The organism is Olivibacter sitiensis DSM 17696, assembly GCF_000427965.1.
GTDB classification, from domain to species: Bacteria; Bacteroidota; Bacteroidia; order Sphingobacteriales; family Sphingobacteriaceae; genus Olivibacter; species Olivibacter sitiensis.
Genome location: NZ_ATZA01000026.1, coordinates 39564 through 53336 on the forward strand (window position 1 = coordinate 39564; position 13773 = coordinate 53336).

The 13773-nt window shown below is 41.8% G+C and carries 14 protein-coding genes; 12 read left to right on the forward strand and 2 right to left on the reverse strand.

Going from position 1 to position 13773, the window contains the following annotated elements:
• Positions 1 to 94: 94 nt before the first annotated feature.
• Positions 95 to 1045 carry a lysylphosphatidylglycerol synthase domain-containing protein gene (locus A37S_RS0113840; RefSeq protein ID WP_245586388.1) on the forward strand — a complete coding sequence of 317 codons (951 nt, stop codon included), beginning with the start codon at positions 95 to 97 and terminating at the stop codon, positions 1043 to 1045.
• Positions 1026 to 2159, forward strand: a complete 1134-nt coding sequence (locus A37S_RS0113845) for a glycosyltransferase family 2 protein (RefSeq protein WP_245586389.1) — start codon at positions 1026 to 1028, stop codon at positions 2157 to 2159. The genes A37S_RS0113840 and A37S_RS0113845 overlap by 20 nt, the downstream gene beginning before the upstream one ends.
• On the opposite strand, the gene A37S_RS0113850 is transcribed toward A37S_RS0113845, so the two are convergent.
• Together A37S_RS0113850 and metK are read right to left on the reverse strand one after the other, a co-directional pair.
• The gene (locus A37S_RS0113850) at positions 2160 to 2912 is read right to left on the reverse strand and encodes a lysophospholipid acyltransferase family protein (RefSeq protein WP_028297510.1); all 753 of its coding nucleotides are present in this window, start codon (positions 2910 to 2912) and stop codon (positions 2160 to 2162) included.
• Between the two features lie 114 nt (positions 2913 to 3026).
• On the reverse strand, positions 3027 to 4289 hold the full coding sequence (gene metK / locus A37S_RS0113855) for a methionine adenosyltransferase (RefSeq protein WP_028297511.1): 1263 nt from the start codon (positions 4287 to 4289) through the stop codon (positions 3027 to 3029).
• A gap of 346 nt (positions 4290 to 4635) precedes the next feature.
• Between metK and A37S_RS0113860 the strand changes: the two genes are divergently transcribed.
• From A37S_RS0113860 to A37S_RS0113910, 10 genes are all read left to right on the forward strand, one after another.
• Entirely contained in the window at positions 4636 to 5511 is an 876-nt protein-coding gene (locus tag A37S_RS0113860) for a diacylglycerol/lipid kinase family protein (protein ID WP_028297512.1), read from the forward strand.
• 37 nt (positions 5512 to 5548) lie between these two features.
• Complete coding sequence (locus A37S_RS0113865) at positions 5549 to 5899, forward strand: translation initiation factor (RefSeq protein WP_028297513.1); 351 nt, start codon at positions 5549 to 5551, stop codon at positions 5897 to 5899.
• 618 nt (positions 5900 to 6517) lie between these two features.
• The gene (locus A37S_RS0113870; protein WP_245586390.1) at positions 6518 to 7228 is read left to right on the forward strand and encodes a MotA/TolQ/ExbB proton channel family protein; all 711 of its coding nucleotides are present in this window, start codon (positions 6518 to 6520) and stop codon (positions 7226 to 7228) included.
• Between the two features lie 99 nt (positions 7229 to 7327).
• Positions 7328 to 7954 carry an ExbD/TolR family protein gene (locus tag A37S_RS0113875; RefSeq protein ID WP_028297515.1) on the forward strand — a complete coding sequence of 209 codons (627 nt, stop codon included), beginning with the start codon at positions 7328 to 7330 and terminating at the stop codon, positions 7952 to 7954.
• Between the two features lie 21 nt (positions 7955 to 7975).
• On the forward strand, positions 7976 to 8482 hold the full coding sequence (locus A37S_RS0113880; RefSeq protein WP_028297516.1) for an ExbD/TolR family protein: 507 nt from the start codon (positions 7976 to 7978) through the stop codon (positions 8480 to 8482).
• Positions 8483 to 8501: 19 nt separating this feature from the next.
• Positions 8502 to 9350, forward strand: coding sequence for an energy transducer TonB (locus A37S_RS0113885; protein WP_028297517.1), 849 nt, complete (start codon positions 8502 to 8504; stop codon positions 9348 to 9350).
• 320 nt (positions 9351 to 9670) lie between these two features.
• Entirely contained in the window at positions 9671 to 10585 is a 915-nt protein-coding gene (locus tag A37S_RS0113895) for a PstS family phosphate ABC transporter substrate-binding protein (RefSeq protein ID WP_028297519.1), read from the forward strand.
• Positions 10586 to 10614: 29 nt separating this feature from the next.
• The gene (locus A37S_RS0113900; RefSeq protein WP_157278663.1) at positions 10615 to 12345 is read left to right on the forward strand and encodes a tetratricopeptide repeat protein; all 1731 of its coding nucleotides are present in this window, start codon (positions 10615 to 10617) and stop codon (positions 12343 to 12345) included.
• Positions 12346 to 12546: 201 nt separating this feature from the next.
• Positions 12547 to 13188, forward strand: a complete 642-nt coding sequence (locus tag A37S_RS0113905; protein WP_028297521.1) for a DedA family protein — start codon at positions 12547 to 12549, stop codon at positions 13186 to 13188.
• Between the two features lie 45 nt (positions 13189 to 13233).
• A complete protein-coding gene (locus tag A37S_RS0113910; RefSeq protein ID WP_028297522.1) occupies positions 13234 to 13773 on the forward strand; it encodes an inorganic diphosphatase in 540 nt (179 codons plus the stop codon).

Here is a 13773-nt window from a genome sequence, read left to right on the forward strand (position 1 = left end):
ACACTTTTATTCCTGTCCACCCAATTATTTTATTTTTTGTAACATTGCCAGAAAATAGCACAAGGGAACATTGAACATACGTGTCAAGAATACATTGAATATCTTAGCCAAGATAGCTATTGTGGTACTTGTGCTATATTTTGTCTACAAGAAGCTGCACAACAACAGCTCATTGAAGCCATTCAAAGACTTAATAAACGATCTGAATGGGTGGAATAGGGTGCTTATTTTGTCGGGCATGCTGATTTTGATGCTGGTGAACTGGCTGCTCGAATGTGCCAAATGGCAATATTTATGTCAAAAAGTAGAACATCTTTCTTTTTGGAAGTCGATACAATCGGTGTTTTGCGGGTTGAGTATGGCGATCTTTACACCCAATAGGCTCGGGGAATACGGCGGGAGAGTTATGTTCCTATCTCCCCGCAAACGAATTTTCGGCGTAGTAGCCATGGGAGTGGGAGCACTAGCTCAGTTTGTCGTGACAAATTTCTTAGGTGCCATAGCTTGCGCTTGGTTTCTCATTGCTAATTTGGGTGCAAAGGGATGGATAGCCTTATTGGTGGCACTTGCCAGTTCCTTGGCGGCTGCTTTCTTTCCATTGCTCTATTTCCACGTGCGATTGATTGAAAAATATTTGCAGAGATTCCCTTTTATGAAAAAAATCAATAGATTTTTGACTTTATTGGAGCGTTACAGTAAAAGGGAATTAGCTACTGTGCTCTTGTATTCGGTTTGTCGGTATGTAGTTTTTTCCTCGCAGTATTTCATTCTTTTCATGGTACTTATACCGGACATCAACAAGCTATACGTACTGACGACTATTTTTTTATTGTTTTTTATACAATCTGCCTTGCCATCCTTAGATTTGCTCGATGTGGGAGTGAGGAGCCTCACCGCTAGCTATATTTTTGGTTTTATCACGGATCAAGAAGTGACCGTGATGGCCATAGTAGCCTTTATTTGGTTCGTTAACTTGATTTTGCCCGCTATTTTGGGAGCAGGCTTTGTCTTTAAAATAAATTTCTTTGCTAGTACTAATAGGTAGTTTTGCGCTTTTTCTGTCTTTCTGTTATCTTATTACATTGGTGTGTTTCCACAAGGGATGGAAGGGCATTGACACAGTAAAAGAAGGTGGAGGGAAAGCGTGCTCAACTCTTGTGAGCGTGCTCATAGCCGCTAGAAATGAAGAAGGGCATATTGGAGAGACCATAGCGTGCTTATTGAACCAAGACTATCCAAGGGAACTGTTGGAGATTATCATTATTGATGACCACTCGACAGATAATACGGCAGAAATTATCGAACGCTTCAAAAATCAGGGAATTAAACTAATTCGGCTTAATGAAAAGGAACCCCTAAATTCCTATAAAAAGAAGGCTATTTCCGTTGGCATTGGGCAGGCAAGGGGGCAGTTGATTGTGGCGACAGATGCAGATTGCCATATGGGGCCAAGGTGGATATCCACCATCGTGGAAATGTACGAGTGCAAAAAATTTAAATTGATATCCGCTCCCGTTGTTTGTTTTCGGGAGAAAAGCTTGTTCGAAAGGCTACAAACATTGGAATTCCTTTACCTAATCGGACTTGGTGCATCGACGATAGGGTTGAAACGGCCGTCAACATGTAATGGAGCCAACATGGCCTATGAACGATCGGTTTTCTATGAGCTGGGGGGATTTAATGGAATAGACGATTTGGCCAGTGGAGATGACGAGCTTTTCCTACATAAAGTAGCCGAGAAATATCCCGATGGCATTGGGTTCTGTAAATCGAGGGATGCCGTAGTATATACGGAGGCGAAGGAGAACCTCGCTAGCTTTATTAGCCAACGTCGAAGATGGGCTTCCAAAAGTACCCGATACAAGAATAAATGGGTAGTATTGCTTGGCGTGGGAATTTGGACCTACAACTTACTTTTGTTCGTGCTGATGGCATGGTCCCTATTCCGATCAAGCGCTTTGTTGTGGTTGCTCGGCTTGCTGACTATGAAGTGCCTAGCCGAATACTATTTCATTGCTCCTTTGGCAAGTTTTGCAAAAAGGAAATCTCTAATGTCCTTACTGCCTCTTTTGACCATCCTGCATGTTGTTTACATGGTCTATATTGGAATAATGGGGAATATCGGTAAATATAGTTGGAAAGGCAGGCGTGTCAAATAATTACCCCTTTTTATTTCCCATTACCTTCAGACAGTCCTTGATACGCTCTTCCGCAAGTAGGACCACTTCTTCTGCTGCCTGTCCAGCAGGCTCTATAGGTTGTAATACCTTCCAGCTCATGTGGATGAAGGTGTTCAAGGGATAATTGCCGTATCGGACCATTTTCCAGGAATTGTTTATCGCAACTGGGACTACCAGGGCATTGGGAACCTTCTTCAGGATAGTGGCTATGCCCCCAACGGCAAAGGGTTTGATGAGGCCAGTCTTGGAACGTGTCCCTTCGGGGAAAATGATTGCCGACCAGCTTTTTTCTTTCATGTTTTTTGCCAATTTCAGGATTTCAGAAATGGATTGTTTAGGGTCTTTTCTGTCTATATTGGCTGCACCTCCATGCTTTAGGTTAAAAGAAATGCTGGGAATCCCTTTCGCTAGTTCGATCTTGGAGATGAATTTTGCGTGGTATTTCCGTAAAAAATAAATCAGAGGAGGAATGTCGTACATGCTCTGATGGTTTGCAATAAAAATAATAGATCGGTCTGTAGGTAGGTTTTGGTCATTGCTGAAGGAAACCGTATTGCCCAGCACATAATAGGTGCTGGTCAAAAACCAATTGAGTATATCTACTGACCTTTTGTGAGCGCTGTATCCTCCCAGTTTGAGCGATAGCCACTGTATGGGATGGAACACTAACAGGCATATTACGAAGTATATATAATGTATTGGGGTGAGAATGTACCCTGAAAATTTTCTCATAGCCTGCAAAGCTATAGAAAAAGGGAACAATAAGCAATGGGCATTATGTGTGTGGGTGAGAAGTAGAATCGAGGGCGCAAAGAGTTGAACTTGTTGCGCCCCTGACCTAATTATTTATTTCGGTTCAATGTGGAATGCTTCCCTGATCTGGTCTACATAATCCAGTTTTTCCCAGGTGAACAACTCTACCTGTATTGTCTTGGTTTCTCCAGTGGTATTTTCGAAAACCTTTGTTTTGAGTTCAGGTTTTCTTCCCATGTGTCCATAAGCCGCAGTCTCATAGTATATGGGCTGCCTCAATTTTAACCTTTTTTCTATGCCATAGGGGGTCATATCGAAAATATCCTTCAGTTTTTCCGCAATCTCTCCGTCTGATAGGTCCACCTTGCTTTTACCATAGGTGTTGACATATATTCCCATCGGATCCTTTACACCAATGGCGTATGAGATCTGTACGAGTATCTCATCGCTCACCCCTGCAGCTACTAGGTTTTTGGCAATGTGGCGAGTAGCATAGGCCGCCGAGCGATCCACTTTTGAAGGATCCTTTCCGGAAAAGGCTCCGCCCCCGTGGCCCCCTTTGCCTCCATAAGTGTCCACGATGATCTTTCTTCCTGTGAGGCCCGTATCTCCGTGCGGTCCTCCGATGACGAATTTGCCCGTGGGGTTTATATGGTAAGTGATATCATCTCCAAATAGTGCTTGGACTTCGGGACTCAATTTCGCCTTCACCCTGGGAACCAAAATGTCGATGATGTCCCTGTTGATCTTTTGCAGCATCGTTTCTTCCTCGTCAAAATCATCGTGCTGTGTGGAAATAACGATGGTGTCTATTTTTTGAGGTGTATGGTCGTCATTGTATTTTAGCGTTACTTGTGCTTTGGCATCGGGTCTAAGGTAGATGATATCCTTACATTCCCGTCGCAGTGCAGCAAGCTCCTGCAACAACTTGTGGGATAGGCTAAGTGCCAATGGCATGTACTCTGGGGTTTCGTTGCTGGCATAGCCAAACATGATGCCTTGGTCGCCCGCTCCCTGTTCCTGCTTTTCCTTGCGGTCTACCCCTTGATTGATGTCGGCAGACTGTTCGTGGATGGCCGACAGTATACCGCAGGAATTGGCTTCGAACATATAAGCTGATTTGGTATAGCCAATTCGTTCGATGACAGAGCGTGTTATCTTTTGTACGTCCAGGTATATATTGGATTTAACCTCCCCGGCAAGAACTACTTGGCCAGTAGTGACCAACGTTTCTACGGCTACTTTGGCATCTTCATCCCAAGCGAGAAAATTGTCTATCAAGGCGTCTGATATCTGATCGGCAATTTTATCCGGATGCCCTTCAGAGACCGATTCTGATGTGAATAAGTACGGCATATAAAGCGTTTGTGTTGTTAAAAATACGTTGTGGATACACCGTTAATATCTTGCGAAAGTACCCAGCAGCTAATGTATAAGTTATATAATTCATGAAGCAAATTAACGGAGCAGATACTTCATTAAATGAATGGAAGGCCAACCAGATTAGTGGAAAAAAATATCTATTTTTAGCACTTTTTTACTGTGGTTGCAATCTTGCCTGCCTATTGATGAAGCAGCGGCTCGCAAATCATTCCACAAAACTGCACAAAAGTACGATACATTTTCTAATAAAAGAATTTTGGAAAGCTTTAATTTTGTATTTTGCAATGGAGGGATTTCATAACACTACAATCTATATATTATGCCGAAGCGTCGTATCCAATTTATCATAAATCCGATTGCTGGGGGCAAGGATAAAACCGATTTTCAACTACTGGTGGAGCAGTATCTTGATCCAAGAGATTTTGAATCGTATTTCTCCTTCACCGAGTACGTATCGCACGGTATTGAACTGGCAAAGGCGGCCGTAGAGAATAAGGTAGATATGGTGGTGGCCGTTGGGGGCGATGGCACTATAAACGAAGTTGCCAGTGGCGTTTTAAATAGCGACATCCCTCTGGGGATTGTTCCTTTAGGCTCTGGAAACGGTTTGGCACGGTTTCTTAAAATTCCGATAGATCCCATAAAGGCTATCCAACGAATAGCAAGTGGCAAGGTAGGAAGTATAGATAGCGGGCAGGTGAACGGCAGGGCTTTTTTTAATATGGCGGGAGTAGGATTCGATGCATTGATCAGCAATAGATTTGCGGAGAAGAAGAACCGAGGTGCATTGGAATACATGAAGGTCGTACTATCCGAAATCAACAAATATAAGCCCAAGCAGTACACGATTGAGACCGATGGTGCCGTCATATCGAGAGAGGCGTTTATGATTAGTATTGCCAATTCTCCCCAATACGGTAATAATGCCTATGTGAGTCCCAAGGCCTCCCTGCGGGATGGTTTGCTGGATGTCTGCATCATTAAGCAATTTCCATTGTATCAATTTCCGATATTGATATTTCACCTTTTCAGTAGGACGGCCGATCAATCGGAATATGTAGAGATAATAAAAGCCAAGCGTATTCTGATACGTAGAACAAATAATGAGCCTGTGCATTTGGATGGAGAGCCATATGAATATGGAGAGGAATTGTTGATCGAAGTTTTACCCCATTCATTAAAAGTTGTCTGTTGATGGCAATAAATGTGTGTTTAAATAGTTATATATCAATATGTCAAAGCAGAAGAAGCAACGTTTTAGTGGAGTTGTGTATTCAACCAATGAAAATTTTAATTATGAGGACGAAAATAACGAGGAAGTGCAGGAATCACTACCGCCAGAAAAGCAGCAGTTAAAAATCATGCTGGATAAGAAGCAGCGCGGAGGAAAAAAAGTTACCTTGATAACAGGCTTTATTGGAACAGATTTCGATATTGCTCAATTGGCGAAAAAGCTCAAGCAGCATTGCGGTGTTGGGGGAAGTGTTAAAGAAGGTGATATTCTGATCCAAGGTGATTTTCGGAACAAAATCAAGGATATTTTGCAGGCAGATGGATATAAAGTGAAGCTGGCGGGAGGCTAAAGCAACATGTTTTTTGCCGAAACTGATAAAAATCGGCCTATTTGCAATGTCAAGTCTGGTAACAATTCAGGTAGATAGAGAAAAATAATAATTTCTTTACATAAGAAGCTTGGTGTTTATCTTACACTAAGATAAAATGTTCATAAATAAAAACTTGTGAGGCCTATTTATATTGATTTTTTATATGTTGGCGTATTTTTATTGTAGGTTTAAGCTCGCATTTTCGGAATAGGTATTTGCAATTAAAAGAAAAAATGGTTTTTATTGTAAAATATTCACATAAGAGACGAATAAAAGAGTAAGGCCATTAGTAGGAGCTGCTGTAGATAAGCTATGGTATATATTAAAAGTGTTGTAATAAAAATTGAACAACTGTTTGTTTTAAATTCAAAAATCCTAAATTTGCTCTCGTGATTGTTGCTAATAATAGTGCGACACAGTTAAATTTGTACAATTAATAAAATCATAAAAACTAAAAATCAAATTCAAAAAAAAATGGCAAACGCACCAAAACCAACACCAGCTAAAAAAGAAAGTAGCTCTAGCGGATCTAACATTTTTGCAGGTTTAGCAGTAATCATTTGTTTCATTGTCGGGGCATTAGTCTTCAAGTTCGTTATGGGAAATCCAGCGAATTTTGAAGGTGGAGATCCAGAAAATGGCCATCCACTTTCAGGCAATTACTTCGGCATGGTATACAAGGCAGGGGTCGTCGTTCCTGTGTTGTTAGGGCTGTTGTTGATGGTTATCGTTTTCTCTATTGAAAGAGCATTTGTAATCAGCAGGGCGGCAGGCAAAGGCAATGTGGACAAGTTCGTTAAGAAGATTCAAGGATTGCTCAGCACAGGGAATATCGATTCTGCTATTGCCGAATGCGACAAGCAAGAAGGATCTGTAGCGAATGTAATCAAGGCTGGCCTTAGAAAATACAAAGAGGCCTCTGTAGACGAAACTTTGGACAAAGAGCACTCTGTATTAGCTATCCAAAAGGAAATTGAAGAAGCAACTGCACTGGAAATGCCTATGTTGGAAAAAAACCTGACGATTATCGCTACCTTGGTATCTATCGGTACGTTGACAGGTCTATTGGGAACAGTAACAGGTATGATCAAGGCCTTCTCGGCATTGGCTACTGGCGGGGCTCCCGATCAAGCCCAATTGGCAAATGGTATCTCTGAAGCATTGATCAATACAGCTACGGGTATCTTTACCTCTACCTTGGCTATTGTTTCCTACAACTTCTTTACGTCTAAGATTGATAAACTGACCTATTCAATTGATGAGGCTGGTTTCTCCATCGTTCAGACCTATGCAGCTACACATAAGTAGTAGAAATAGAAAAAATATATGAGCAGTTTATGGAATCGCTCATATATTTTCATCTAATAGATAAGAAATAGAAATTTTAACAAATAGAAGGTAAAGAAAATGCCAAAGATAAAAGTAAAAAGAGCGGCGCCCAGTATAGATATGACGGCCATGTGCGATGTGTCATTCATCCTTCTTTCGTTTTTTATCTCTACCGCGACGGCACGTCAGCCGGAAGCTTTACCAGTAGATACCCCGGCCTCCACGGTACAGATAAAAGTACCCGATACCAATTTGGGTACCATCACTGTTGGCGATGGCGGCAAGGCTTTCTTTGGGATAAGCGATCCGAATGTAAGGGAACGTTTTCTGGAGCGGATCTCTGAGAAATTTGGCGTCGGTTTTACGGCCGAAGAGAAGAAGAGATTTTCCTTGATGGACAACTTCGGTGTTCCTGTGGCTAACTTGAAGCAGATCATAGATATGAATTCGGCAGAAAGAACTAGACCAGGACTCCAAAAGGGCATTCCTACGGACTCTGTTGGGAATAACCCTTCTGAGCTGTCCGTCCTTATAAAAGAGGCTAGGTATGCCTACAAGGAAAGCAAGGATGAGGAGATGCGTGTAGCCATAAAAGGGGATGCAAACGAACAGTATCCAGCTATCAAAAAGATAATAGATATCCTACAGGATCAGAAGCTGAACAAGTTTAGTTTGATTACGAACCTTAGAGGTGAGAATTATTAATCTCTTAGAAAAACATAAGAAATGGCAGAATTAAATACAGGCGGTAAAGCGCAACCAAAAGTCGATTTGACAGCAATGGTTGACCTTGCGTTTCTCCTCATCACGTTCTTTATGTTGACCACTTCATTGTCCAAGCCCCATGCTATGGATGTGAATATGCCAGATAAAGACAAGGAGAACAAAGATGATAACCTTGATGTTGCCGACAATAGGACATTAACCTTGGTATTGGGAAAAAACAACAAGTTAGCCTGGTATCACGGCTTATTGGATAATCCGATAGATGGGCCTACTGTTACGGGTTATGGCAAAGAGGGCATCAGACCGGTGCTTTTGGAAAAGTTGAAACAAGTGCAGCAGTCCACCGGTAAAGGTTTGATCGTTGTAATTCGACCTAGCGAAGTGTCTACCTATCGCAATTTGGTGGATATTTTGGATGAAATGAAAATCGTAAACGCTACGCAATATATGATTGGTGATATAGGAAGTGCCGATACTGAATTGCTAAAGCGTGACGGAATTTACTAGGTAATTAAAAAAGGAAATAATGTTAGGTTCTAAATTAGATATTTTCAACAAAGAGTGGCTTGACGTTGTCTTTGAAGGAAGAAATAAAGCTTATGGTGCATATGACTTGCGCAATGTTTCTTCCAAACTGACAACAAGGGCACTTTTTTTGGGCGTTGGGATTTTCGTCCTACTTATGGTGAGTCCCATCATAGCCAAGTACCTTAAAGGTAAGGACGATGCGCCGCCACCTCCGCAGGAGTTGATAGAAACAGAAGTGGTGCTTTCTGAGCCACCTCCAGTAGATGAAAGTACTCCTCCCCCTCCTCCTCCCGTGGAGCCACCTCCACCACGAGTTGACCAAGTACGTATGCCTCCACCAAAAGTGGTGCCTGCGGAAAAAGTAAGGGACGAAGAGCCTCCTACGCAAGAGGAACTGAAAGTAGCGACCCCTGGTCCAAAGACCGTAAAAGGTGACCCTACTGCCAATATTGCTATCGATGTGCCTGTGGGTGAAGGTCCAAAGGATGCACAGATTACGGAAGCAGGAAGTGGCAATACACTGGTGGATTTTCAATCAGTAGAAATTCAGCCAGTTCCTCCGGGTGGAAGTTTGGAAGCATTCTATAAGTGGATAGGTGCAAACTATAACTATCCCCAAGCTGCTAAGGAAAATGGCGTAAACGGGCAAGTTATCGTACAGTTTGTTGTTGAACGTGACGGAAGCCTTACGGACATCAAAGTATTAAGGGATTTGAAGTATGGAACGGGAGATGAAGCTGTGCGCATGTTGAAGAAATCCGGAAAATGGAAGCCAGGTGTTCAAAATGGCCGCCCTGTTCGCGTTTCCTATTCATTGCCTATAAGGCTTAACCTTCAGGGACAATAAATCTGATATTCTGTTGATGTCAAAGAGATTCCAAGTTGGTAATAGAAGACAGAAATCGCCTCAAAAGCGATTTCTGTCCATTTTAGGGCTATTCATGTTTATCTTTTACCTGATCTTTGGCCTCCTGTTGTTGTTTTGGCGATCCATACCATTGAATATTGATCCCCTTTGGCGCACTGTATTTGGTATTCTGCTGATTGTCTATGCCTTTATCCGATTCTTGCGTCTTTCAAAATCATAGGCGATGGAAAGATTTTGTAGCTTGTTTTTCTGTTTTTGCTTTGATTTATTGTTTTTTTTGTAATTTTAGCCATTATAAAATGAAGCGAGCGCCATTCCTACTCGTCGTACTGGCTGGCATGTTTGGTTTACATGCTTGCAGCAATCAATCTTCGAACGAAGGTTCGCAAGGAAATGCACAGGGTATTTTATCAGGAAGTGCGGAGTTGCTTTGCGACGAGACGGTTTTTCCGATAATAGAGGACGAAGCGAACGTGTTTAAGGGCGTTTATCGCAATACAGGACTTGATATCGTTTCAATGCCGGAAATGGAAGTGATTAATGGGCTTAGGAGGGGTGATGCGCAGCTGGCAGTGATAACGAGGGAATTGACAACGACGGAAGACTCTATGTTTAGGGCTAGGAAGATTACGCCAAGAGTGTCTTCTTTCGCAACGGATGCCTTAGCCATAGTGACAAGTAAGGCCAATCCCGATTCCATGTTGACAGATACAGATGTGATAGACATGGTAAAAGGTAAGAGACAAGGTAAAATACTAGTTTTTGATCATAAGAATTCGAGCGCATTAAGGTATTTTATGGAGTTGGCAGGGATCGATTCAATAAACAACCGAGAGGGGGTTTACGCTGTAAATGGCACTTTGGAATTGCTAAAGTATGTGGAGGGACACAAAAATGCTTATGGCGTGATGGGGCTTAATTGGTTGTATCAGCCGTCTGATGAGATGAGGACTGTAATGGAGAATGTGCAAGTAGTGGGATTGAAACAGGCGAGCAAAGATAGTACCGTATATTATAAGCCGTCGCAATCAAATTTGGCTTTGAATTTGTATCCTTTTAAAAGGAAACTGTACTTGGTTAATGTACAAGGGAAAAATGCCGTAGGTATGGGCTTCGCAGCCTTCCTATATGACGAGCGTGGGCAGAAGGTAGTGCTCAAGTCTGGCTTGCTGCCAGATAGTATCCCTTCAAGGGAATTGATAATTAGAAATTAATATTTAGACTTTAAATAAAACAGAAACAAATGAAAGTGATAAACAGAGCAACTGGATTAGGTTTTGCTATTGCTTTGCTGGCTTCTGGCGCGATGGCCCAGAGTCTAAAGGATGCCCAAGAGGCGATCAATGAAGAGCAATATGCAAAGGCAAAGGGGATCTTGAGTACCTTGGTGAAAAACCAAGCGAACAAGGGTGAGAATTATTTCTATTTAGGGAAAGCTTATTTGTTGTCTGAAAACCCAGACTCTGCTCAGGTGATATTTGAACAAGGTATTGCGGCAGACCCCAAGATCAATTTGAATACGGTTGGCTTGGGTGCTGCACTATTGGCCAAAGGCGATAGTACGGGTGCGGCGTCTAAGTTTAACGAGGTAGAATCAAAGATTAAGAAAAAAGATTACCTGGAGCTGCTATATATAGGCAGGGCCTATCTCGATGAAGGAAAATATGACAAGGCTTTGGGCTACCTGACCAAGGCTAAAGAGTCAAACCCGAAAAAGGTGGATCCATATGTTTATTTGGCTTTGGGTGACGCTTATTTGGGTTTGAGCGACCTCAACAATGCTTATATGAATTATCAGGAAGCATATAGCTTAGATGAGGGACTTTTGATAGCACGTGTCAAAATGGCTACCATTAGTAGAAGGTCTCAGGCATATGATGTGGTGATTCCAGATTTGACTACCATCACCCAAGAGCATCCTGATTTTGCACCTGCATATCGTGAGCTGGCAGAAACATATTATCAAAATGCTATTTACAATGACAGGAACCGTATTAAGGAGCCATCTTACCAGGAACTTATGAAGAAGGGGGTAGAGGCCTATAAAGGCTATATGGATCGTACGGATTACTCTCTTGATTCCCGTATGCGCTACGCGGATTTCCTTATCCTGTCCAAGGATTATACTGCTGTAGAAGAGCAAGCAGCAGAAATGGCCAAGATAGATAAGGTGAATCCAAGGATCTTGCGTTATTTGGGCTATGCCAATTACGAGCAAGGGCACTATACGGAAGGTATTGGGAATTTGAACAGCTTTATCAGCAAGGTAGATACCAGCCGTATTATTGCACAAGATTATTATATTCTTGGCCTTTCAAAAATTAAGGCAGATACGGTCAATGTAGATACAACTGCATTCGCTGATCTAAAACTAGCTTTGGCAAAGGAACCTACGCTAGCCTACGATCTGGAAGAAATAGCTAAAGGATACTATGGAAGGAAGTATTATAAACTAAGTGCTCCTTTATATTATGTGGCAGGTCAGACCAAGGATTTCCGAGATGAAGTTTTAGCTGATTTTTATGCAGGCCTATCTTACATGTTCTATTACCAAACACTCCCTGATGGCGATCCGGAAAAGGAAGTTGAGCTTTTGCATAAAGCAGACAAGGCTTTTGACGTGGTAAACAAGGAGTCGGAAGAAGGCAGTAATGTAATAGCGTATTTTTTCCGTGCTCGTGTAAATGGCCTGATCGATATGGCAAAGAACGGCGATGATACGGAAAATCAAGAAGGATTAAGTGTCCCCCATTATGAGAAGTTTGCCGAGCTGACGGAAAAGCAGAATGAAGGTAAGGAGCTGGATGCTGCTACCAAGGCACAATTGGTAGAAGCCTATGGCTATATTGGCTATAAGTACTTGAATACAGATCAGGAAAAGGCAAAGAAAATCTTTACCAGGTTGCTTGAACTCGACCCAGAAGATGAATTTGCCAACTATGCTATCAAGGCTTTGGCAAATAAAGACAATTAAAGTTTACTGATTCAGTATTTCTTAAAGGGTTATAACAAGGCGGGAAGGATGCTGAGAACGCATCTTTCCCGCTTTATTTCTATCCTTGTCTCAACCTATTTTTTCAAAACAGAATATGGATGTTAAATATTACCTATATTAGTCCTTCCAAAAGAATTAATCCGGGGCTTTGCTTGGAAGCATTGTCTCCCATCATACTATATGCACGAGCTATTAGCTAATATATTCGAATACCTAGATGCAGAAAACCTAATCCGTTCTGGAGGGTTTTACCTAGTTTTATTCATTGTCTTTGCAGAAACAGGTCTTTTCTTCGGTTTCTTTCTACCGGGCGACTACCTGCTTTTCTTGGCGGGGCTTTTTGTTGCTAGCGGCATGATGGACGTGAGTATTTATACGCTTTGCGGTGGATTAATAATAGCGGGTACCGCAGGCAATTTTGTAGGTTATTATTTTGGAATGAAAGCTGGACCCATGCTGTTCAAACGAGACGATAGCTGGTTTTTCAAACGCAAGTACATCGTGATGGCAGAAGAGTTCTATAACAAATATGGTGGCACTGCATTGATTTTGGGCAGATTTATGCCAATAATACGTACATTTGCACCGATATTTGCTGGCATAGTCCGCTTAGATTTTAAGCGTTTCGTGCTTTACAACATTCTTGGGTGTATACTATGGGTGTCTTTACTCACGCTTCTAGGCTATTTTTTGGGGCGCGAGTTTCCACAGATTGTTGAATATATTGAATATATTGTTATTGGCTTTATTGTCATAGCTACAGCTCCCATAGCGATTGCTGTTATCAAGAAATTCTTTAAGAAAAAGGACAGCGAGAAATAAAAAAAATTATAGAGAAGAAAAAAATAAATAAATTAGATTATACCAATGACCAAAAGTAACCCTTGGCACAGTGTGTCGCCCGGCGACGATATTCCATCAACCGTAAATGCCATCATTGAGATTCCAAAAGGATCAAAAGCAAAGTATGAGTTAGACAAAGATAGCGGCTTGATCAAACTGGATAGAGTGCTTTTCTCTTCCGTGATGTATCCTGCCAACTATGGATTCATTCCTAGGACCTATTGTGATGATAATGACCCTCTGGATATTCTCGTTATCTGTTCTGTGGATGTAGTTCCCATGACTTTAATAGAGGCCAAGGTGATTGGCGTGATGCAGATGATTGACGGAGGCGAGCAGGACGATAAAATAATTGCGGTAGCAAAGAATGATATGTCTGTAAACTATATCAATGACCTATCTGAACTTCCTCCCCATACGATGAAAGAGATTGTACGCTTTTTCCAAGATTATAAGGCTTTGGAAGGAAAGAACGTCACAGTGGATAGGTTGATGGGAAAAGAGACCGCTTTCAGTGCCGTCAAAGACAGTATCAGTCTTTATAATGAAACTTTTGAAAAGTAG